This is a genomic window from Pseudomonas sp. S32 (genome assembly GCF_016648095.1).
In the GTDB taxonomy this organism is placed as follows: domain Bacteria; phylum Pseudomonadota; class Gammaproteobacteria; order Pseudomonadales; family Pseudomonadaceae; genus Aquipseudomonas; species Aquipseudomonas parafulva.
This window is the reverse complement of record NZ_JACVVF010000064.1, coordinates 1-20,400: the sequence shown is the minus strand read 5'-3', so window position 1 is coordinate 20,400 and position 20,400 is coordinate 1. Positions and strand designations below refer to the sequence as shown.

22 protein-coding genes are annotated in these 20,400 nt (G+C 61.1%); 14 read left to right on the top strand and 8 right to left on the bottom strand.

All coding sequences use genetic code 11. The features are described from left to right. The first annotated feature begins 344 nt into the window (after window positions 1–344). On the top strand, window positions 345–506 hold the full coding sequence (locus IAE38_RS21990; protein WP_201163127.1) for a hypothetical protein: 162 nt from the start codon (window positions 345–347) through the stop codon (window positions 504–506). Between the two features lie 3 nt (window positions 507–509). Beyond that, the gene (locus IAE38_RS21985; protein WP_201219245.1) at window positions 510–1,151 is read left to right on the top strand and encodes a helix-turn-helix domain-containing protein; all 642 of its coding nucleotides are present in this window, start codon (window positions 510–512) and stop codon (window positions 1,149–1,151) included. A 19-nt stretch (window positions 1,152–1,170) separates the two neighbouring features. Here IAE38_RS21985 and IAE38_RS24015 read toward each other — a convergent pair whose 3' ends face one another. Further along, window positions 1,171–1,674, bottom strand: coding sequence for a hypothetical protein (locus tag IAE38_RS24015; protein ID WP_236404319.1), 504 nt, complete (start codon window positions 1,672–1,674; stop codon window positions 1,171–1,173). Between the two features lie 384 nt (window positions 1,675–2,058). Here IAE38_RS24015 and IAE38_RS21975 point away from each other — a divergent pair, with 384 nt between their 5' ends. Next, a complete protein-coding gene (locus IAE38_RS21975) occupies window positions 2,059–2,835 on the top strand; it encodes an IclR family transcriptional regulator (RefSeq protein WP_201219241.1) in 777 nt (258 codons plus the stop codon). Between the two features lie 87 nt (window positions 2,836–2,922). Here the strand turns inward: IAE38_RS21975 and IAE38_RS21970 are convergent, their stop codons facing one another. Beyond that, window positions 2,923–4,413 (bottom strand): class I adenylate-forming enzyme family protein, encoded by a 1,491-nt coding sequence (locus IAE38_RS21970; RefSeq protein ID WP_201219239.1) that lies wholly within the window; start codon window positions 4,411–4,413, stop codon window positions 2,923–2,925. Window positions 4,414–4,416: 3 nt separating this feature from the next. Beyond that, window positions 4,417–5,439 carry an alcohol dehydrogenase catalytic domain-containing protein gene (locus IAE38_RS21965; RefSeq protein ID WP_201163122.1) on the bottom strand — a complete coding sequence of 341 codons (1,023 nt, stop codon included), beginning with the start codon at window positions 5,437–5,439 and terminating at the stop codon, window positions 4,417–4,419. Between the two features lie 147 nt (window positions 5,440–5,586). Between IAE38_RS21965 and IAE38_RS21960 the strand changes: the two genes are divergently transcribed. From IAE38_RS21960 to IAE38_RS21940, 5 genes are all read left to right on the top strand, one after another. After that, window positions 5,587–6,288 carry an enoyl-CoA hydratase/isomerase family protein gene (locus IAE38_RS21960; protein ID WP_201219237.1) on the top strand — a complete coding sequence of 234 codons (702 nt, stop codon included), beginning with the start codon at window positions 5,587–5,589 and terminating at the stop codon, window positions 6,286–6,288. Between the two features lie 91 nt (window positions 6,289–6,379). Next, entirely contained in the window at window positions 6,380–8,887 is a 2,508-nt protein-coding gene (locus IAE38_RS21955) for a TonB-dependent receptor plug domain-containing protein (RefSeq protein ID WP_201163120.1), read from the top strand. Between the two features lie 6 nt (window positions 8,888–8,893). After that, the gene (locus IAE38_RS21950) at window positions 8,894–10,240 is read left to right on the top strand and encodes an MFS transporter (protein WP_236404318.1); all 1,347 of its coding nucleotides are present in this window, start codon (window positions 8,894–8,896) and stop codon (window positions 10,238–10,240) included. A gap of 21 nt (window positions 10,241–10,261) precedes the next feature. Then, window positions 10,262–11,446, top strand: coding sequence for an acyl-CoA dehydrogenase family protein (locus IAE38_RS21945; protein WP_201163119.1), 1,185 nt, complete (start codon window positions 10,262–10,264; stop codon window positions 11,444–11,446). 16 nt (window positions 11,447–11,462) lie between these two features. Beyond that, window positions 11,463–12,797 carry a M20 metallopeptidase family protein gene (locus tag IAE38_RS21940; protein ID WP_201219235.1) on the top strand — a complete coding sequence of 445 codons (1,335 nt, stop codon included), beginning with the start codon at window positions 11,463–11,465 and terminating at the stop codon, window positions 12,795–12,797. Window positions 12,798–12,976: 179 nt separating this feature from the next. On the opposite strand, the gene IAE38_RS21935 is transcribed toward IAE38_RS21940, so the two are convergent. After that, a complete protein-coding gene (locus IAE38_RS21935) occupies window positions 12,977–13,174 on the bottom strand; it encodes a DUF1737 domain-containing protein (RefSeq protein WP_201219233.1) in 198 nt (65 codons plus the stop codon). A 407-nt stretch (window positions 13,175–13,581) separates the two neighbouring features. Here IAE38_RS21935 and IAE38_RS21930 point away from each other — a divergent pair, with 407 nt between their 5' ends. Then, window positions 13,582–13,824 carry a hypothetical protein gene (locus tag IAE38_RS21930; protein WP_060483098.1) on the top strand — a complete coding sequence of 81 codons (243 nt, stop codon included), beginning with the start codon at window positions 13,582–13,584 and terminating at the stop codon, window positions 13,822–13,824. A gap of 81 nt (window positions 13,825–13,905) precedes the next feature. Continuing rightward, on the top strand, window positions 13,906–14,169 hold the full coding sequence (locus IAE38_RS21925; protein ID WP_201219231.1) for a DUF3077 domain-containing protein: 264 nt from the start codon (window positions 13,906–13,908) through the stop codon (window positions 14,167–14,169). 72 nt (window positions 14,170–14,241) lie between these two features. On the opposite strand, the gene IAE38_RS21920 is transcribed toward IAE38_RS21925, so the two are convergent. Beyond that, on the bottom strand, window positions 14,242–14,598 hold the full coding sequence (locus IAE38_RS21920; protein WP_201219229.1) for a VOC family protein: 357 nt from the start codon (window positions 14,596–14,598) through the stop codon (window positions 14,242–14,244). A gap of 164 nt (window positions 14,599–14,762) precedes the next feature. Beyond that, window positions 14,763–15,233, bottom strand: coding sequence for a lysozyme inhibitor LprI family protein (locus tag IAE38_RS21915; RefSeq protein ID WP_201219227.1), 471 nt, complete (start codon window positions 15,231–15,233; stop codon window positions 14,763–14,765). Between the two features lie 107 nt (window positions 15,234–15,340). On the opposite strand from IAE38_RS21915, the gene IAE38_RS21910 reads away from it, so the two are divergent. The 3 genes from IAE38_RS21910 to IAE38_RS21900 all read left to right on the top strand — a co-directional run bounded on the left by IAE38_RS21910 (window position 15,341) and on the right by IAE38_RS21900 (window position 16,861). Next, window positions 15,341–15,745 carry an SDR family oxidoreductase gene (locus tag IAE38_RS21910; RefSeq protein ID WP_236404315.1) on the top strand — a complete coding sequence of 135 codons (405 nt, stop codon included), beginning with the start codon at window positions 15,341–15,343 and terminating at the stop codon, window positions 15,743–15,745. 528 nt (window positions 15,746–16,273) lie between these two features. Then, window positions 16,274–16,516 (top strand): hypothetical protein, encoded by a 243-nt coding sequence (locus IAE38_RS21905; protein WP_060483091.1) that lies wholly within the window; start codon window positions 16,274–16,276, stop codon window positions 16,514–16,516. An 81-nt stretch (window positions 16,517–16,597) separates the two neighbouring features. After that, window positions 16,598–16,861: a DUF3077 domain-containing protein gene (locus IAE38_RS21900; RefSeq protein WP_028633725.1), complete on the top strand. Its 264-nt coding sequence runs from the start codon at window positions 16,598–16,600 to the stop codon at window positions 16,859–16,861. Between the two features lie 61 nt (window positions 16,862–16,922). On the opposite strand, the gene IAE38_RS21895 is transcribed toward IAE38_RS21900, so the two are convergent. Together IAE38_RS21895 and IAE38_RS21890 are read right to left on the bottom strand one after the other, a co-directional pair. Next, a complete protein-coding gene (locus IAE38_RS21895) occupies window positions 16,923–17,456 on the bottom strand; it encodes a GNAT family N-acetyltransferase (RefSeq protein ID WP_236404312.1) in 534 nt (177 codons plus the stop codon). A gap of 98 nt (window positions 17,457–17,554) precedes the next feature. Then, window positions 17,555–18,358: an HNH endonuclease gene (locus tag IAE38_RS21890; RefSeq protein ID WP_201219225.1), complete on the bottom strand. Its 804-nt coding sequence runs from the start codon at window positions 18,356–18,358 to the stop codon at window positions 17,555–17,557. Between the two features lie 318 nt (window positions 18,359–18,676). Here IAE38_RS21890 and IAE38_RS21885 point away from each other — a divergent pair, with 318 nt between their 5' ends. Next, on the top strand, window positions 18,677–19,933 hold the full coding sequence (locus tag IAE38_RS21885; RefSeq protein ID WP_051097997.1) for an integrase domain-containing protein: 1,257 nt from the start codon (window positions 18,677–18,679) through the stop codon (window positions 19,931–19,933). Window positions 19,934–20,400: the final 467 nt, after the last annotated feature.

Genomic DNA, 20,400 nt, shown 5'->3' with positions numbered 1-20,400 from the left:
GAATGGCACCCCGCCCGGCGGGGCCGGGGCGCGGAGGGTGTTGGCGGGGGTGCTGGCGGCGTGGGGCGTGGGGCTTGCGGTCAGCCTGGCCATGGGGTGTGCCGTGATGCTGACCGTGGGACTGGCGGCGGTGTTACGGCGCAGGTGAACGAGCGCGCGCTTGCATTGGGTCATCCCCGTCTGGCCGGCCCTGCGTCACAGACGCCGGGTTAACTCAAATACAACAGGCAACATCAATGCTTAATATTCGATTATGGAATTTATAAATCGATAATTAATATTATGAGTTATATGAAAGATCCGTAGTATTGGCACTGTCTTCACGCCGCTCCCAAGGATTTCTCATGAGCCCCACTGCCACCGTTATCGACCTAACGCTGCACCGCAAACGCAAGCTGGCCCAACAGCACGGGCGTCTGCTCTGGGCGATGTATGCACAACAGTGCGGCTTCAGCGCCCAGCCTGTGGCTAGCAGCATCCACACCAAAGCCCCGCGCCAGGCTTGAGCCATGTACACCCCCAGTTCTTTTGTGGCGAGCCCAGCTGAAAACCCGGTTGCGCTGGCGGAAATCGCCAGCCCCGACGATGACGGCATCGGCCAACGAGTGGCCAACAACCTGCAACGCCTGCGGGCCAAGCGGCAATTGTCACTGGACGCCCTGGCCCGTGCCAGCGGGGTGAGCCGGGCGATGCTGGCGCAAATAGAATCGGGCCGCAGCGTGCCGTCGATCCGCGTCTTGTGCAAGATTGCCCACGGCCTGAAGGTTTCGGTGGCGGCGTTTCTTGAGCAGCGCGAATGCGAAGGCGTGACAGTGCTACCAGCGCGGCAAAGCAAGCGTCTGGTGAGCGCCAGCGGTGCGTTTGTGAGCCGCGCACTATACCCCTACGACACCCGCCCTCAGGCAGAATTCTACGAGTTGCGGGTCGGCCCGCTGGCGGAAGAACAGTCTGGCGGCCATGGGCCGGGCGTGCGTGAAAACCTGGTGGTTGCGCAAGGTGCGCTGGAGGTCAGCGTGAACGAAGAGCGGTTTCTACTCTCCACCGGCGACTCCATCATCTTCTATGCGGACCAGCCCCACTGCTACCGAAACCCGGTGGACAGTGAGGCGGTGGCCTATCTGGTGGTTATCCACCCAGAATGCCGCGACTAATCGCCGGGGCGCAGTTACATCAACAGGTGCAGCACATCATCGGCATGCCGTTGCAGCTCATCATCATCGGCAGGCTGCAATCGTTCATCATCTTCATCATCAGCATGCAGCAGTTGTTCATCATTTCCATGCTCATGCCTGCCATTGGCATCATCTTGCAGGTGATGCTATCGCCCACCAGCGTGCATTCCATCATGCACTTCATCATCGGCATCATCGACATGCCGCCCATCACGCCCATCATCGGCATCATCATGCCCATGGCGGGCTGGGACATGCCCATCATCGACAGGTTGCCGCACTGCATCATCATCGGCATGCCGCAGTTCATCATCATCTGCATCATTTCGGCCGTGTTGCGGAACATCGCCATGTCCATGCCGGCAGCAGGCTTCATGGTGCACATCATGCCATCGTCCGCCATCTGGCAGGTCATGGTGGCCATCATCATCGGCATGCTCATCATTGGCATCATCGACATGTTGGCGCTCATCGGCATTTGCATCTGCATTGCGTTCATCATGGTGAAAATCCTCTTCAATTCGACGATAGGGTGTGAAGTTGATGCGCCGATTCTAGGGCCAGCGTGGACCGCGGCAAGATGACAGGCCAACAGCGGACAATTTCGCCGCAGCAGATGTTTGGATGGATTAGCCGCACGCACATACGCTTCAGCAAGAAAACCGCTGTGATGGCAGATTTAGCCTCTTGGACTGCAAGGGAGCAGTCGTCATCCATATAGCCAATCATTCTGTGCTCATAACCCAGGTGAATATTTGATCTAAGCCCGGCACAAAAAACACCTGCCTGGTTTGTGTACCGGCGCTTCACCCCGCCATCGATCACCGCTACCCTTGGCCACCGGCCAGCGCCGACAGATAACCCGCTTTTGGAAACTACTGACACGATGGACAATTCTTCGACTCAAGCCGTGCATGGCAGCAAGGACAGCGGCGGGCGCGTACAGGTCATTGACCGCTCTATCGTGCTGCTGCGCACACTCGCAAGCCTGAAGCATGGCGCCAGCGCACTGGACCTGGCGCGGCAGACCGGTATCGAACGCTCCACCATCCATCGGCTGCTCAAGACCCTTCATTACTGGGGCCTTATCCAGTCCCGTGGCGCCACCTACCACATCGGGCCTGAAAGCCTGATTTACTCCGCCGCCTACCTGAACCGCCTTAACCTGCGCCGCCTTGCGTTGCCCTACGCCATCGAATTGCAGCGGGTGATTGGCGAGCGGCCGGCGATCGTCTCGCTGTCAGTACCAGTGGGCGACCAGGTGGTGCTGATTGAACGCATGTGGACCCCGACCACGCCACTGAACGTCATCGTCGACCTGGCCGACCAGTTCCCTATCGAAGGCAGCCCCAGCGGCCGGGCGGTACTTGCCACGTACAGCGAGGCCATCGCGTTGGCAGTGCTGGGCGAAGCGCGTTACGCCAATGCACTGCCAGCACTGGAACGTATACGCAGCAACCAGGGTTTTGCGTTTGGCCATGGCGAATTCAAGCCGGGGTTGTCGTCGGTGGCGTTCCCGATCTGCGTCGACACCGGCCAGGCGCTGGGCGCGGTGGTGGTAGCGGGGTTGGGTATGGAAGAAGAAACCGACCCTGGCTCGCCACTGGCGGCCCATGTACGGCGGGCATGCGAGGGCATTGCAGCGCAGTTGGAGAACACCTAGCCCACAGGGAACCAGGCCGCTGAAGCGCCCCTGGCTGCAGCCCCGTACGCACGGGGCCGCTCAACGGTAAAGAGCATGCCCGGCCATTTAGCCAGCCACTGGCCCGAGCAGTTCCAACAAGCGCTTTTTCTGCACTTTTCCGTAATGCGAGCGGGGCAGCTCATCGATGAACCACACTTTGCGGGGCACCTTGTAGCGCGACAGCAGCCCGCGGCAATGTTGCGCAAGCGCATCTGCCGTCGCCACCTGCCCGGCCTCCAGCACCACCACCGCACACACCTGCTCGCCCCACTCCACATCCGCCAGGCCGAATACATGGGCTTCGCGCACGGCGCCGTGGCTGAGCAGCGCCTGCTCCACTTCCCCGGGCTGCACCGACTTGCCGCCGCTGCGAATGATGTCTTTGCAGCGCCCTAGTACCTCAAGCTGGCCATCGGCACGAAGACGGCCCAGATCGCCACTGCGCAGCCAACCGCTCACCATCACCTCACCGGTCAGGCCAGGCTGCTGCCAGTAACCCGCCATGACGTGCGGCCCGGCCAGGAGGATCTCGCCAATGCCATTGGCGTCGGGGCTGTGTATACGCATTGCGGTGGCGAACAATGGCCGCCCTACCACGCCTTCTGCGCTTTCGCCGGCATGCCGCAGTGCTGCCATTTGTGCCGCTGGCAGGTAGCAGCTCCAAGGTGCTTCGGTCATGCCATAGAGCACGGCGATGCGCCCGTCGAACAGGCTGAAGGTGCCCTCCAGCACTTCGCCGGTGAGGGCCGCTGCGCCGATATCCAGGCTTTTGAAATACGGCAGCTGCGCCGCTGCAGTGCCACTCTCGCGCAGCAGGCGCAACAACTGGGTGGGCACCAGTGAGCTGTAGGCGACACGCCATTGTGCAAGTTGCCCCAGGAAGGCCTTACTGTCGAAGCGCCCGCCCAGCACCACCTGGCCGCCGCCGAGCAGGTGGGCCAGCACCGCCACCGCCGCTATCGGCCACAGTGGCCGCACGTTAAGCAGCACATCGCCCGGCACCGCGCCGCGGGCCATGACGATGTTCTGCAGCACCGCGCAGAGGCTGTCGTGACGGTGCATGACTGCCTTGGGTACGCCAGTGGTGCCGCCGGTGTAGTTCAGCGAGGCCAGCGCCTGCGCAGGCTGCGCCACGCGCGCGGGCAACTGCGTGCCAGGTGCTTCAGTGAGGGCTTCCAGCGCGCGGCAACGAATACCTTCGCCAGCCAGGCCGGCGGCAACATCGGCGTATTGCGCAGAGAACAGCAACAATGCCACGCCGGCATCGCGCAACTGCGCCAGCAATTCGGCCTGTGACAATGCCGGGTCCAGTGGCACCCGCACGCGGCCGCTGGCCATGCAGCCATAGTCGGCGATCAAATAGTCGATTCCGGCATCGGCCAGCAGCGCCACCCGTTCGCCTTCACCCACGCCTGACCGCTCCAGCGCCTGGCCGAAGGCGGTCAGTGCCTGGTCCAGTTGCAGGAAGGTCAAGCGGCGACCCCGGCCAGGGTCGCTGAGTGCCGGGGCATCCGGCCATTTGCGGGCGGCCTGGTCCAGCAGAGTACTGATATCCATTGTTCACCACCCGCTCAGGACGATACGGCCGCTGACCTGGCGCGACTCCAGCAGCGCATGGGCCTCGCTCACCTGGGGGAACGGCAGCACGCGGTCGATCAGCGGCCTCACCTGGCCGCCATGGATCAGCGCCAAGGCCGTGCGCAATTGCTCCAGGGTCGCACTGCCCGAGCCCTGTACCTTCAGCCGGCGGCCGATCAAAAGCCCCGGGTTCACCGCCACGCTGCCAGGCTGTACATTACCCAGCACCACCACACGGCCGCCGAGGGCCATGCTGCGCAGGGTGTCTTCCAGGGTATGGCCGAGGTTTTCCATGGCCACATCGACGCCACGCTTGCCCGTGAGTTTCCACACCTCGGCGCTGTAGCCGGCACTGGCCACCACCACGTCATGGGCCCCCAGTTGGTGAAGCAAATCACGCTTGTCGGCGCTGCCGGTGACCGCGATCACCCGCGCGCCCAAGGCACGCGCCAATTGGATCTGATGGGCACCGAGGCCGCCACTGGCGCCGTTGACCAGCACCGTTTCGCCGGGCTGCAGGCCGCCTTCACCGTACAAGGCACGCACGCTGGTGGCGATCGGGCAGGACGCCAGGGCCGCCAGGCTGTAGTCCAGGCCATCGGGCAACTCCACCGCCGAGATCGCCGGGACCCGCAGGTACTCGGCGTAGGCGCCCTCGGTGTCGACCGACGGCAGACCCAGCGCCCGGCACAGGTCCTGGCGCCCGCGCAGGCAATCGCGGCACTGGCCACAGAAGCGTCGCTGATACACCACCACCCGTGCGCCCACCTTCAATTGCGCCACCCCCGCGCCCACTTCGACCACTTCGCCGGCCACCTCATGGCCGAGCACCACGCCGGTATGCGCCCCCGGCAGGTGCCCGGCGCGATGCAGCAGGTCGTGGTGGCAGACGCCTGCGGCATGCACGCGAACCAGTACCTCACCCGGGCCGGCCGTCGGCGTGGGTACGTCTTGCACCTGCAGTTGCTCCGGCCCGCCGAAGGCTTTTAATACTATCGCTTTCATTTTTTATAACCATTTTCGATCTGCTAAGAAGATGTTCATATAACAAACATGTTGTTTGCTATGTGGACATCAATTAAGTTTTCCTCACTTTGACGCCAACCTGCAAGAGGCAAAGCGTCTTTCTTTCCTTTGAGCGAATGCCTAGCAATGACAGTCGACTATCAGCACCAAGGTGAAGGGGTTGTGCAGATAACCCTCAACCGCCCTCATCGCCTCAACGCCTTGGACGGCCAGACGAAGCGTGAGCTGGCCGCAGCCTGGGCCCGCGCCGCTGGCGATGAACGGGTGCGCGCCATTGTTCTGCGCGGCGCCGGCGAGCGGGCGTTCTGCGCAGGCTCCGACCTGAAAGAAATCGAAGCCACCGGCGAAGCTGTTGCCAGCGATCTGCTGGCCCGCGCCCTGCCGGGCGTTGGTGTGGAACTGAACAAACCGGTGGTGGCGGCGTTGCACGGCCACACGCTTGGCCTGGGTGTCAGCCTGGCGATCCATTGCGATTTCCGTATCGCCCGCAGCGACACCCGGTTCAGCTTCCCGGAAGTGCGCCACGGCATGCTCTCAGGCTTCAGTGCCATTACCCTGCCGACCCTGGTCGGCGAGGCCGCGGCACTGGACATCATGCTCAGCGCCCGCAGTTTCGATGCAGAAGAAGCGCTGCGCCTAGGCCTGGTAAACCGTATCGCCGAAGACCCGCACGCTGCAGCCCTGGAACTGGCGGCGCAGTTGGCCGGGCATTCAGCCAAGGCCATGGCATGGACCAAGACCTTGCTGCTGGCGCAACGCAAGCGCCACCTTAGAGCGCACATGGCCCTGGTCGACCAGGCCCGCCAGGACGTCATGCGTTACCGATAACCAGAAACTGCCAACACCTCATCGCCTCGCCAGTACTGTCAGGAACTCCCACCACCAGGAATGGAAAGCGGCACCTTACCGGAGCCTCACCATGTCTCGCCCCAACATTTTCCAGCCCAGGCTCAACCTGCTGACCGCAGGCATCCTCGGGTTGTGCGTCACCCCACTAGCCTCGGCCGCCGATACCCCAGGCAACGAAGCTGCCCTGCAAACCGTGGTGGTCACCGGCGCTCGCGACAGCGGGCGTACCGTGGCCAACAGCCTGGCACCGATCGACGTGATAAGCGCCGAGGACCTGGCCCGCTCCGGCAAGCAGAACCTGCGCGACGCCCTGGCCGCCGCCGTGCCCTCCTACACCAACGCCGCCGGCTTTACCGGCGGCACCGGTTTGTCGGTGAAGTCGGCGACCCTGCGGGGCCTTGGCGGTAACCACGTGCTGATACTGGTAAACGGCAAGCGCCGGCACAACACCTCGCTGATTTTCGTGCAGACCGCCGCCACCGCGAGCGGCCAGTCGCCGGCCGACCTCGACCTGATCCCGGTCAGTGCCGTGGACCACGTCGAGGTGCTGCGCGACGGCGCCGCTGCCCAGTATGGTTCGGACGCCATCGCCGGGGTGATCAACATCATCCTCAAGAACAACAGCTCCGGCGGTAGCGCCAGCGCACTGTATGGCCAGTACGAAAACCGTGTGGGCGGCAAAGGCAACTTCGGCGCCCGTGGCCAGGGCCAGGTCAACCAGGGCTTTGAACTGCCCAATGACGGTTTTTTCAGCCTGAGCGCCGATATCGGCATCCAGGAAAGCTCCAACGTTGCAGGTGCAGTGCCGGCCCGTACCCGGATCTATTTCCCGGTCAACGGTGGCGCCGACCCGCGTGAGAACGGCGAAAGCCGCTACCGCCAGCAGTTGGGCCAGCCACGCTCACAAACCTACAATTTTGGCTACAACGCCGAACTGCCGCTGACCGACACCGTGAGCCTGTATTCCTTCTCTACCCTCAGCCACCGCAACTCCACCAGCTGGGGCACCTACCGCACGGCCAACTCGCCGCAGAATATCGTAGCGGTCTACCCAGACGGTTTCTCGCCGCGCTTCGTGGTGGAAGAAGACGATTTCCAGGCTGTGATCGGCCTGCGCAACGAAGACGTCGCCGGCTGGAAGCTCGACCTCAGCACCAGCTACGGCCGCAACGACGCCAACACCCGCAACGAGAAGTCGCTCAACCCCTCCCTTGGCCCGACCAGCCCCCGCAACATGGACGGCGGCCACCTGATCGCCAGCCAGTGGACCAACAACCTGGACCTTACCCGCGCCTTCGACACCGGCCTGTTCGCCAAGCCACTAAACGTGTCCACCGGTGTAGAGTTCCGCCGTGACGGCTTCGAGATCGAGGAAGGCGAGTACGCCTCCTATGCCGACGGCGGCTACGTGTTCCCCGCCGGCCACCCGCTCGCGGGCCAGCGCCCAAACCCTGGCGCACCGGGCCTGGTGGGTTTCACCCCAGCGGATGCGCACAATTATTCGCGCACCAATACGGCTGGCTACATCGACCTCAGCCAGAGCCTCACCGACCAGTGGGACGTCAGCCTGGCCGGGCGCTTCGAGCACTACAGCGACTTTGGCGACACCGGCAGCGGCAAACTCTCCACGCGTTACGCCTTCACGCCAGCGTTTGCCGTGCGCGGCACGGTCAGCAATGGCTTCCGTGCGCCGTCGCTGCAACAGCAATACTATTCATCGTCGCTTACGGCGTGGCGCACTAGCCCGCTGAACGGGGTACTGGAACAGGCCACCACCCGTTATGTGACGGTGGATGACGCAGCCGGGCAAGCCCTGGGCGCCCGGCAGCTAAAGCCGGAAAAATCACTGAACTACAGCCTCGGTTTCGTGGCCACGCCCACCGAAAACCTCAACGTCACCGTCGACCTGTACCAGATCGACATCAAGGACCGCATCCTGCAGACCAGCAACCTGCAGGGCACCGCCGTGTCCAACCTTCTCGCCGCCAACGGCCTGGACCCGAACCAGATCGTCTCCTACTTCGGCAACCTGGCCGACACCCGTACCCGCGGCATCGACCTGGTGGCCGACTACCGCTACGACCTCGGTGAATACGGCAAGACCAAATGGACCCTGCTGAGCAACCAGAGCCTGCAGACCATCGAGAAGATCAAGGAGCCCGACGCCCTCGCCGGCACCGGCGTCAGCGCCGTGGGCCGCGACCGCCAGGGCAACCTGACCAGCGCCTACCCGAAGAACGTCACTTCGCTGACCGCCGCCTGGCAACTGGGCGACTTCGACGTGACGCTCAAGGGCACCCGCTACTCGAAGGTCACCGGGCGCAACCAGATTGCCGCCAGCCGCGACGAGGAAATCCGCCCGGCGTTCATCACCGACCTGAGCCTGGGCTACTGGCTCAGCGATGCGGTGAAAATTACCGTCGGCGGCGAGAACATTTTCGACCGCCGCCCACAGCAGCTCAACGCCGAAGCCAAGCGCTACTACTTCTTCCCCACGGACGACCCGACCTACAGCTGGTACTCGCCCTACGGGCTGGAAGGTGCGTACTTCTTCGGCAAAGTCGACGTGAGCTGGTAACCCGCCATGAACACGCCCGGCACGCTTTCAGCAAACCCGCCCGCCGCACACGCGGTGGACCCTTCCGGCTTCAACCAGCGCCTGTACCGCAAGCTGGCCTGGCGCATCATGCCGTTCCTGTTCCTGTGCTTCGTGCTGAACTGGCTGGACCGGGTGAACATCAGCTTCGCGCACCTGCAGTTCAAGGCCGACTTGAACATCAGTGACGCCACCTTCGGCATCATTGTCGGCGTGTTCTCGATCGGCTACCTGCTGTTCGAGATACCCAGCAACCTGCTGCTCGAGAAGTTCGGTGCGAAGAAGACCATGACCCGCATCATGGTGCTGTGGGGGCTGGTAACCATCGCCACCGCATTCGCCCAGACGCCAGCGCAGTTCTACGTGTTGAGGGTATTGCTGGGCGCTGCCGAGGCCGGGTTTTTCCCGGGGGTAATCCTGTACCTGACCTACTGGTTCCCAGCCCGCTACCGGGCGCGCATCACCTCGCGCTTCATCATGGCCATTGCCGTGTGCGGCATCGTCGGCGGGCCACTGTCCACCTGGATCATGAGCCACTTCGCGGGCGCTGCCGGCTTCAGCGGCTGGCAGTGGCTGTTTGTGCTCACCGGCATCCCGCCAGTGCTGGCGGGGTTGTTTGCCTGGTACTGGCTGGATGACAAGCCGGCCGATGCCCGCTGGCTCAGCAACGCCGAGAAGCGCACCATCGAAGCTGCCTTGGCCCACGAACGGGCCAGCCGCAAACCGGGCGGCCACCAGCGCTTTCTGGAAGCGCTGAAAGACCGCAAGGTATGGTTCATCACCCTGGCCTACTGCCTGACCATCATGTGCACGGGCAACGTCACCAATATCTGGGCGCCGTCGATCATCCGCGATGCCGGGGTTAGCAGCCTGGGCCAGCTCGGCCTGTTCTCCGCCCTGCCCTACCTGGCTGGCGTGGCAGTGATGCTGTGGGCATGCCGCCATTCGGACCTGCACCAGGAACGCCGCTGGCATTTCGCACTGGGCGGCCTTGCGGCGGCCCTGGCAATGGTGCTGTTGCCCAACCTGATCGCCGGCCCCTGGTCAGCCATCGCCCTGCTGACCCTGATGACAAGTGGCTACCTGGTGGCCACGGCGGTGTTCTGGACCATTCCCACCTACTACCTGTCCGACCGTGCCCGCGCCGCCGGGCTGGCGTTGGTGAACTGCTGCGGGCAGGTCAGCAGCCTGCTGACGCCGATCATGATCGGCACCCTCAAGACCAACACAGGCGAAATCAGCCTGGCGCTGTACATCGTCGCCGCCCTGGTGGCGTGCGGCACCCTGACCCTGCTGTTCGGCGTTCCGCGCCAGGCCTTGCGCGATGCACCTTGACTCCTTTTTCGAGACTGACACATGACCGACTACCTGGCACTGGCCCATGAACTGGCCACCCACATCCAGCCTGGCGCCGCCGAACGCGATGCACGGCGTGCCCTGCCGTTCGAGCAACTGGACCTGATCCGCCAATCTGGCCTGGGCGCCGCCCGCGTTCCGTTGCACATGGGTGGCGGGGACATCAGCCAATTGGACGTAGCGCGTATCTTCATCACCTTGGCCAAGGCAGACCCCAGTGTGGCGCAGGCCTTGTTCCCACACTTCGCCACCGTCGAGCACCTGCGCCTGATTGCCAGTGATGACCAGCAACGCCGTTACCTGGGCGCCTTCGCCCAGCGGCAGCTGTCTTCCGGGGCCATCGCCGAGCGAGGGGGCAAGTTCCGTGGCGAGATTCACACCCGCCTGGAACGCCAGGGCGCCCAGCTGGTGCTCAACGGCAGCAAGTTCTACAGCACCGGCTGCCTGTTCGCCGACCTGCTCAAGGTGCAGGCGGTGGACGAAGACGGCAACGCGGTGTACGTGATGCTGCCGGCCAACACCCCCGGCATCGAGCTGCTCGACGACTGGGACGGCATGGGCCAACGTGTTACCGCCAGCGGCACCACGCTGCTGACCAACGTGCCGGTGACGCAAGACCAGGTGATCCCCCTGGCCCAGTGGTACCAGCGCCGCAACTACATCGGCGCCAGCGCCCAGTTGATCCACTGCTCCATCGATATCGGGATTGGCCTGGCGGCGCTGGACGACGCCGTGCAGTGGTCGCGTACCGGTGCACGGCCAGTGCGCGAGAGCGGTGTGGACCAGGCCCGCAACGACCCGTACATCCTGCACACCGTGGGTGATATGGCCGCCGCCATCCATGGCGCACAGGCATTGGTGGAGAAAGCATCACTGACTGTGGACCTGGCCGCCCGCAGCCAGCTGGAGGGCCGCCTGGCCGGCGAAGCACTGGACGCCCTGCTGGCCCGCGCGTCCATCGACGTGGCCGAGGCCAAGATCGCCTCGACCCGCGCCGCCCTGCATGTGTGCGAACGCCTCTACGAGGTAGGCGGCGCTGCTACCACCCAGTCGCGCTACAACTTCGACCGGCATTGGCGCAACGCCCGCACCCATACCACCCACGATGCCGTGGCCTACAAGTACAAGGCCATTGGTGATTACCTGGTGAACGGCACCCCCCCGCCCATCGCCTTCACTTACTGAAACCCAAGGAGCGCCCATGCCACCGTTACGCAAGCCCCTCTACGCCCTGTTTCTGGGAGCGCTCGCGGCCCCGGCCAGCGCTGCGCAAACGGCGGCCTGGGCCGACCTGGACGCCCGTATTGCCAAGGCGCTGCCGGGCGTGATCGAACTGCGCCACCAGATTCACCAGCACCCCGAACTGGGCAACCGCGAGGTAGAAACCGCCCAACGCATCGCCACACGCTTGCGCGCACTGGGCCTGGAGGTGCAGACCGGCATCGCCCATACCGGCGTAGTGGGCATTTTGCGCGGCGGCAAGCCAGGCCCGGTGGTGGCCATTCGCGCCGAGCTGGACGCCCTGCCACTGACCGAGCAGACCGGCCTGCCCTATGCCTCGACCGTTCGCGTGCTGGACAAGGGCGGTGACCTGCGCACCCGTGGCAAGGAAGTGGGCGTGATGCACGCCTGTGGCCACGACGCGCACATGGCCATGGCCCTGGGCGTGGCAGAAGTGCTGGCAGCGCGGCGCGACCAACTGCCCGGCACCCTGAAACTGATCTTCCAGCCCGCTGAAGAAGGCCCGCCCCTGGGCGAAACCGGCGGCGCCAGGCAGATGATCGAGGAAGGCGTATTGAGCAACCCAGCGCCGGCGGTAATCTTCGGCATCCACGTCACTGCCGGCACGGCAGGCACCTTTACCCTCAGCCGCAACCGCACGACCGCAGCGGCAGACACCTTCCAGGCCCGCATCACGGGCCGGCAAACACACGCAGCATTCCCCTGGACCGGCATCGACCCCGTGCCGGTAGCGGCGCAAGTCATCCTTGCCTGGCAGACCATCCCCAGCCGCCAGTCCAACCTCAGCGTGCTGCCGGCGCCGGTGATCTCCGTGGGCCGAATCCAGGCCGGGGACCGGCACAACATCATCCCCGCCGAAGTGCGCCTTGAGGGCTCCATCCGCACCGTCAGCGACGAACAGCGCGAAGACGTGCTGCAGCGCATGCGCCGTACAGCGCAGCACATCGCCAAAGCCTCGGGCGCCAGCGCAGTGGTCGACTACCTGCCCGGCAACTACCGTGCCGGGTACAACGACACCGCGCTGGTGGACAGCCTGTTGCCAGTGCTGGAGCAGGTATCCACCACGCCTGTGAAGATAGACAGCGGCACGTACGGCGCGGACGATTTTGCCGAGTACGCCCGGCAGATCCCCGGCGTGTTCCTGCGCATGGGCGCAACCCCGCCGTCACTCGCCGACAAGCCGGTGTGGCCGACCCATTCGCCAGGCTTCCAGGTGGATGACCCGAGCCTTGCGGTGGGCATACGTGCCCTCAGCCGGATGACGCTGGCCTATATGAATGCCGGTGCTCGCTGAGCACCCCGCCACAGTTGCAGGCCCGCAGCTGGCCTTGCCGACCCACCCTCGACGTAGGGCACGCGCCCTCGTCTTCATAGGGCCACCGTTGTGCACAAACTCTGAAAGTTGTCGCAAATCACTGTGGGAGCGGGTTCACCCGCGAACACCGGCGCCAGCCGGTGCCATCCACCCTGAAGTCAAGCAGCGCCCACCCCCTCCCCAGGCCATACCACCGCCTGGGCCACAATCACATTCGTGCCATTGAACGTAAGCGCAGGCCCGCCATGAAGCTGATAGCCCATCAGCAGGGCATCACTGACCCTGCGGCAAAAGGCAGCGTCATCGGGGCCGGTCAGTACGCGGTAAATGGGCATGCCGTCGGGTGGCTGGTTCATCGGGTCGATCCTTGTTGCGGTAGGTGTGGAGTTTCAATACCACTTGGAAACAGCCTACAACCCTCAACGCAGGGCAGTCCATGTAAAACGCGGTGGTGTTCCTGGTAAACAATCAGAATTTAACCCTTTCTTGTAGGCCGTTTCCCAAAGATACTCCGTGAGCCTGGTTTTCGTTGCGCACGCCCATACCGAATCATAGTCTCGACCTGCCGCCCCGATGGCGGCACGGTTTTGACAGGCCGTGGTTCACTGAGAGCATGCGCAATGCCAATTTATGGCGGCTGTGCGTGGGGCACCTTCGTGTGCGCCGGGATTCTCAGTGCCCCCGGTCTGTCAACCCGCAAACAGCTGCCACCCTTTCGTTTGACAGCGGAGCTGCGGCAGCCCTTAAGGCACTGAGAGGGTTTATGCTCAAAATAGTCCCAGACCCACCCCGTCACATTCTTTCCCTGGAAGACACACTAATCCAGGCCACGGATTACGCCCTGTGCGCGGCAACCGTAGTGCAGCAGGCAATGGCACTACAGCCCAAATCGCCCGCGTCGGTGCTCATCATGGCATCCATGCACGAACTGGAAACGCTGAGGGCATTGCTTGAGTCGGCATTGATCCAGGTGCAGATGCCCTCAGAACCGAGGGCCTGGCACTAAAGCCTGGTTGTGTAACGCCTGGGCTGTTTGAGCCACCAGGGTTCCCAGCCCAGGCAACGAAGTCTTTCGGGAGCTACCACTGTGCCCACAGAAGAAAACCAATTCACCGTCGGTAAAACCACCTTCTACCAAGGTGCCAATCAAACCCATCCCCTCTTTCGCATCGAACCTGGAATCCCTTGTCAAAGTGCGCGTGAGCAGGCCTCGGAACTGATGGGCTATGCGCGGGACATGACGCTGGATGGTTTGATGGAAGATAAGCCCCAGTTGATTTGGGCATCCCACTATCTATGTGCGCTGGCCAAAGCGCTGATGGATGATGCTGAGCTGGGCATGATGCGTTGATTCGCGCTGTCTGCAACCAAGCTGGCTCAGCACCATCCGCAAATAGCCCAGCATTGGGCTGGGCTTTATCCCTCAAGCCGCGGCTGTCCAGACAGCAAGCTCATAACCATCTGGATCGATGAAGTGGAATCGCTTCCCGCCAGGAAAGGTGAAAACTTCCCGGCTGATGATTCCGCCAGCAGCCTTAACCCGAATCTCAGCTCCAGCAAGGTCGTCTGAGTACAAGATGACCAATGGGCCGCCTGGCCTGACTGGCTCGCCAGTGGTGAAGCCACCGGTCAACCGACCGTCGCTGAACTCGGTGTATGTCGGGCCGTAATCGACGAAGGTCCAGCTGAACACCGCGCCGTAAAAATCTTTGCTGTGCTGAATGTTCTGGACGTTGAACTCAATATTGTCGATCTGGCGGTCTGTTCCTCTGCTGCTCATGGGCACCTCCTTGTAAGAGGACGGAATCTACCATAGCGACCCTGAACCTGTTGCATCCTGTCCACGCATTGATCCTGGGCAGTAGGTGATTAGAGTGCGCTGCTTGGGTTAGGCCCCACTTATAGTGTCGGCTCTAAAGATCATGGACCTGCTAACCGTGTTCGTTAGTACCACTCATCCAACGCTCGCAAACGCTGAAGAGCGTGTTTGTACTCACACATCAAGGCGAAAGTACCCCGAGCTGTTCCAGAGACACTTTGTTGGTAGATTCCCTCACAATCCGATTTGACATATTCCTTCCAATGAGACTGTGAAGCCTTGAGCAGAACCGGAACTTCCTCATAAGTCGAATAACTATCGGGGTGCTCAGTCATCTGCTGGGCGTGAGCCAATTTCTCCTGGTACTTAAGCTCAACTTTCTCGTCGGCACTGCGCTTCATTGTGGAGAGACACTTCTCGCTGTCATTCGTGGTATGGACATCTGGCCGGCGCAAGCACTCCTGCCAGACAGCTTCAACCTTCGCAGCGAACTGGCGAACCGCCTCGTCTAACTCCTCTTCGCGGCCAACGTCAGCTTGGGAAGTACCCATCACGAGCAGCGATCCCATGCAGATCCCTGTAAATACATTTTTCATGTGGCTCACTCCTTGAGATAGCGCTAAAGACAGTGAATATTGCCGTAATCAGAAGCTCCGCGCTATGAGACGGGGCGTTTTCAATTTTGTGGCTCGGATCAGGCAGCATGCTGACAGCGCGAGCGGTATGGGCAGTGCACTCGCTTAGCTCCAGCGCAGCCTCAGCGCCCCCTGAGCTGGATGTGCTTATCTACAACATCGGCATCTGGGAGCAATATGCGTTCACCGAGCAGTACGCATTTCTGAGCGACAGTGGTGCCTCGATCAGCAGGCTGGTGAACGTGAACATCACCGCCACGCTGCTACTGCTAAAACGCTTGATCCCGAAGTTGCTCCGTTCGTCCAGGCCGCAAGTCATTCTGACGGGCTCCACCTCGGCACTGCGCCAGAGCGGCAGGCCAGAAGTGACGTTCGGTGCAACCAAGGCCGCGCTCAATGGACTTGCAGACGCGCTACGTCAGAGTTTCAGGCAGCAGAACCTGGCGGTGACTGTGCTGCAATTGGGTATCTGATACGGTTGACCCGTTATCTACGCCGATGGCGGATGCTTTAGAGCGAAGCGGTGGCGAGCGGATTCCCGTCCACGATGTGGTTGGGATGGTGGGTACGCTGATGCGGCTTTCTACCGCGTCCTTTGTGCGCGAGTTGGTGATGCCGGCGATCAGGGATGAGCGGTTCTGATCGGGTGGTGATGATATGCCACGTGCATCACCTGGATCGGATGTGACGTTGTCTGTGCGAAAAAATCGGAATTAGCCCCTTCCTTGTAAGCCGTTTCCCAAAGATACTCCGGGCGCACGTTTTTCGTTGCACATGAGCAGTGTGGATTCTAGTCTCGCCCGGTCGCTGCCAATTCAGCGACCGGTTTTGACAGACCGCTCACGTTGTCCTCATGTGCACGCCTTTATGGCGGCTGTACGTGCGGGCACCTATGGTGCGCCGAGTGCCAACGTCTCGGTCTGTCAACCCGCGTACAGCTGCCACCCTCTTGTTTGACAGCAAGTTCGAGGCAGCTCCATATCCCACGTTGGAGCTGAACCATGCTAAAGATTGTTCCTGATCCGCCTCCCGCCCTTCTCTCCCTTGAAGACACGTTGATACAGGCCACTGACTACGCGCTCTGCGCATCGACCGTTGTTCAGCAGGCAATTCAACTGCAGCCCAAGTCACCCGCCTCCATCCTGATGATGGCATCCATGCACGAGCTTGAGACGCTGCGCGCGTTGCTTGAGTCGGCATTGATTCAGGTGCAAATGCCGTATGAGCCACGGTTGCGGCATTGAGTTTGTGATTGGTTACGCCTGGGTTGTGCGTGGTGCGGCTAGGCCAGCCCAGGCATTAGCGTGTTTCGGGGAGCGACAAAGATGGCCACAGAAGAAAACAAATTCACCGTTGGTAAAACCACTTTCTACCAAGGCGCGAACCAGACCCACCCCCTCTTCCGCATCGAGCCCGGCATCCCCTGCCAGAGCGCACGCGAGCAGGCTTCAGAGCTGATGGGCTATGCGCGGGATATGACGTTGGATGGGTTGATGGAAAATAAACCTCAGCTGATCTGGGCTTCGCATTATCTGTGCGCGTTGGCCAAGGCGCTGATGGATGATGCTGAGTTGGGGATGATGCGGTGAAGTAAGTAGTTTTGCGCTTTAGAATGCGTTGAAGACTTGGTTCAGCGTTCGGCTTTGAAGGCTACTCACTTTCATGGGCCGACCAACGCAATTGATCGGCTCGCAGCCTTAACTCCATGGTCTGGAACATAAGGATTGAATCCGGGCGCAGAGGCTCAGCGGGGCCAACTGGTTCAAAGCCGCTTGTTTTATACAACTGCATCGCTGGGCTGTCTGCGATGGTCACACCCAAGCGCACGCGGACAGCGCCGCGGTTTTCAGCCCAAGCAACAGCCGTCTCAAGCAACGCCCTGCCGATGCCGAGACCACGTGCCTCAGGCGCAACCCACATTTGAAAAATTTCGACGAGTTCGTGGTCTGCGTCCGATGCCTTGCACCAGATCAGGCCATGAATCACCTCATTGTGGATACCGAGGAAAGCTTGAGCGCTGCTGACACTGGTTACAGTAGCAACGCGCTCTTTCCAAGCAGGATCGTCTCTTATGGACTCATGCGCGTTAGTACTCCCGAAGGCATCCGGGGACTCCTGCAGCGCCCGTAGCCTCAGATTCTTGTAAGACCGCCAGTCATTGGCTGCGATAGGGCGAACTGACAAAATGGCAACTCCGTTTGGTCTTGATTTAGCCAACGACTGATTCACTTACCGGGCTAGGCACCGGGTAAACGTTGACATCACGTCTGTTCGATTCACCATCAAGTTTCCGAAACCCAACGCCCACGGATCAGCTTTTTGAGCTCGGCAATGCCCAGCGTCACATCTCTGGCTCGATGCACCATAGCATGGCAGTTGGCGCACAACGTCACGAGGTCTGTCTCGGGATTTACTACCTGCTCACCACCTAATTTTGAAATAGGGACTACATGATGGACGTGAACGAAGCCCTTGCCGTGTTCACCGTAGGCCTGTTCAAAATCAAATCCGCAAGCTTTACAGTCCAGACCATGGAACGCGATGGCCTTTATCCGAAGGTCTTTCCGACGCTCATAGCGGGTACTGAAGTAGGTCGTCTTGCTACCTTCCACGAATGACTCGAGGCCTAGGTTTTCATCATCCGTCGCTGTTGCTGAAACTGGCGGTTGCACAGGCAATAGCTTGGCGTGGCTCAAGATGGTGTCGTAATCGGTCTTAGCGATCGGTCGGACACCGTCACGCCAGTAATTTGTAACTCGACTCGATGGGACGCTCTCAAGATACTGACCGTCAAGCTTCGCAGGGACGGCACTCTCAAACGCGGCGAAATCCTCAATAAATGCGAAGAGATCCCCCTTTCCACTTTTCGGGTCAGGGTAGACCTTACCGATGCGTGCTTTGCCAAAGTAATGGGGAGACGGACTGAGGCGTTTGGGCGCGAAGGCGCGATCCGTGATTCGGCCTTTGTAGTAAATCACCTCCGTTCCTTCAACGAGCCAGGCTTTGTAACGCTTCGGGAAATGATAGACAGAGCCTGTCTCGTCTTCCCACTGAGACGTATCGTTTTCTACGATCACGACGGGCATTGGATTTCCTCTCGATGGTGGCGATAGCCTACCAAGGAAGAGGACGTTTCCTACAGTGCAATCGGAGTAGTGACGAGTTACGCATCTGTCTGTTAGTGAGGACGCGGGTTCAGATCCCCCCGGCTCCACCAAATGATCAATCAAAGACGTCCACGGACGTCTTTTTTTGTGCCTGAAAGCCAGTAAATACGCGGCCTCCAGCGCTTTTGCGGTCTTTGAAGAGTTTTTGAGTTCCAGCCATTCGGGTATTCCAGGCGGTATTCCAGCTCACCCGGTGCTAATCTTTGGAATACCGAATCAGTGCTTGAGGACAATCTCATGCCTGCCCAAAACCTCCGCCTCTCCGATCGACAGCTCAAGGGAGTCAAACCCGCGTCCAAGGATTATGTCCTCACGGACGGTGACGGTTTGCAGCTCCGGGTACGCAGCAATGGCTCGTTGCTGTGGAATTTCAACTACCGCGAACCGGTGACCAAGAAGCGCATCAACATCGGCTTCGGGACCTATCCCGAACTGTCGCTGGCGAACGCACGAAAGAAGGCAGTCGAAGCACGCGAGCTGCTCGCCCAAGGGATCGATCCGAAGGTGCAGCGCAATACGTTGAATGAAGCCAAACGCGCAGAAACCGAACACACCTTCGAGAACGTGGCCACCGCCTGGTTCGAGCTCAAGAAAGACTCGGTCACCCCGGCCTACGCCGAGGACATCTGGCGGTCGCTCACGCTGCACGTGTTCCCCGATTTGAAGACGACACCACTGACGAAGATCACCGCTCCGATGGTGATCGCATTGCTTCGCCCAATCGAAGCGAAAGGCAGCCTGGAGACGGTCAAGCGTCTCAGCCAGCGACTAAACGAGATCATGACCTACGGCGTAAACTCCGGCCTGATCTTCGCCAACCCGCTCAGCGGCATCAGGGCAGTCTTCAAGAAGCCCAAAAAAGAGAACATGGCTGCGCTTCCACCCGAAGAGCTCCCGGAGCTCATGCTGGAGATCGCGAACGCCAGCATCAAACGCACCACCCGCTGCCTGATCGAATGGCAGTTGCACACGATGACTCGCCCCGCCGAGGCGGCGACCACTCGCTGGGCAGACATCGACTTTGAAAGGCGTGTCTGGACTATCCCACCGGAGCGTATGAAGAAGCGCCGTCCACACAGCATCCCGTTGAGTGATCACGCGGTCGCACTGTTGGAGTCACTGAAGACTCACAGCGGCCATCGCGAATACGTCTTCCCAGCCGATAGAAATCCACGCACCCACGCCAATAGCCAGACCGCCAACATGGCATTGAAACGCATGGGCTTTCAGGATCGATTGGTCAGCCACGGTATGCGTTCGATGGCCAGCACCATCTTGAATGAACATGGGTGGGACCCCGAACTCATTGAGGTCGCACTGGCGCATGTCGACAAGGATGAGGTGCGCAGCGCCTACAACCGAGCCGACTACATTGAACGCAGACGACCGATGATGGCCTGGTGGAGTGAGTACATCCAGAAAGCCGCCACCGGCAGCCTGCTTGCCTCAGCATACGGTCAAGTCAGAGACAAGAACGTGGTACCGATCCGCTAGCTCTGTACGGCGCAAGAATTGCGGAAACAACTGAACGTCCAAGATTCGGAGCAAGCAGCCTCGCTTATCTGCTTCTCAGCGCGGGTCCATCCAAACAGGGCTGCAAAGCCGCCCTGTTTGGATGGACCTCATTTTGAAGAGCTAAAAGCCACGACGTTGTCCGGGATTTACCAAGTAATTCCACCGATGGATAACCGCTTTTCACGTCCTCAAGGGCGCTTATTTTCGGCCCTTGACCGGGTTTATCCACAGGCGTAGAACTGGCCGTGCAAAGGCTGTCGATGACAGCACCCCAGGTGACCCGAGCCTTAAAGGTCACGCCGCTCCCGCGGTGGTTCAGCCCAAGTACGATTCGCATCCGGCAGCTCGTACGGTCACTACCCATGTGATGGATGCTCTTACACATATAGCGCTCGGATCGTGTCCCAGGAAGTGGTGTAACTCATCATGGCTCTGGCCACTGAGTT

Coding starts and splice junctions, on each gene's coding strand:
- IAE38_RS21965 (WP_201163122.1), bottom strand. CDS start 5,439: ATGAAAGCGATAGTATTAAAAGCCTTCGGCGGGCCGGAGCAACTGCAG.
- IAE38_RS21905 (WP_060483091.1), top strand. CDS start 16,274: ATGCTAAAGATTGTTCCTGATCCGCCTCCCGCCCTTCTCTCCCTTGAA.
- IAE38_RS21975 (WP_201219241.1), top strand. CDS start 2,059: ATGGACAATTCTTCGACTCAAGCCGTGCATGGCAGCAAGGACAGCGGC.
- IAE38_RS21945 (WP_201163119.1), top strand. CDS start 10,262: ATGACCGACTACCTGGCACTGGCCCATGAACTGGCCACCCACATCCAG.
- IAE38_RS24015 (WP_236404319.1), bottom strand. CDS start 1,674: ATGATGAACGCAATGCAGATGCAAATGCCGATGAGCGCCAACATGTCG.
- IAE38_RS21930 (WP_060483098.1), top strand. CDS start 13,582: ATGCTCAAAATAGTCCCAGACCCACCCCGTCACATTCTTTCCCTGGAA.
- IAE38_RS21955 (WP_201163120.1), top strand. CDS start 6,380: ATGTCTCGCCCCAACATTTTCCAGCCCAGGCTCAACCTGCTGACCGCA.
- IAE38_RS21970 (WP_201219239.1), bottom strand. CDS start 4,413: ATGGATATCAGTACTCTGCTGGACCAGGCCGCCCGCAAATGGCCGGAT.
- IAE38_RS21950 (WP_236404318.1), top strand. CDS start 8,894: ATGAACACGCCCGGCACGCTTTCAGCAAACCCGCCCGCCGCACACGCG.
- IAE38_RS21940 (WP_201219235.1), top strand. CDS start 11,463: ATGCCACCGTTACGCAAGCCCCTCTACGCCCTGTTTCTGGGAGCGCTC.
- IAE38_RS21960 (WP_201219237.1), top strand. CDS start 5,587: ATGACAGTCGACTATCAGCACCAAGGTGAAGGGGTTGTGCAGATAACC.
- IAE38_RS21885 (WP_051097997.1), top strand. CDS start 18,677: ATGCCTGCCCAAAACCTCCGCCTCTCCGATCGACAGCTCAAGGGAGTC.
- IAE38_RS21920 (WP_201219229.1), bottom strand. CDS start 14,598: ATGAGCAGCAGAGGAACAGACCGCCAGATCGACAATATTGAGTTCAAC.
- IAE38_RS21900 (WP_028633725.1), top strand. CDS start 16,598: ATGGCCACAGAAGAAAACAAATTCACCGTTGGTAAAACCACTTTCTAC.
- IAE38_RS21890 (WP_201219225.1), bottom strand. CDS start 18,358: ATGCCCGTCGTGATCGTAGAAAACGATACGTCTCAGTGGGAAGACGAG.
- IAE38_RS21915 (WP_201219227.1), bottom strand. CDS start 15,233: ATGAAAAATGTATTTACAGGGATCTGCATGGGATCGCTGCTCGTGATG.
- IAE38_RS21910 (WP_236404315.1), top strand. CDS start 15,341: ATGCTGACAGCGCGAGCGGTATGGGCAGTGCACTCGCTTAGCTCCAGC.
- IAE38_RS21985 (WP_201219245.1), top strand. CDS start 510: ATGTACACCCCCAGTTCTTTTGTGGCGAGCCCAGCTGAAAACCCGGTT.
- IAE38_RS21935 (WP_201219233.1), bottom strand. CDS start 13,174: ATGAACCAGCCACCCGACGGCATGCCCATTTACCGCGTACTGACCGGC.
- IAE38_RS21990 (WP_201163127.1), top strand. CDS start 345: ATGAGCCCCACTGCCACCGTTATCGACCTAACGCTGCACCGCAAACGC.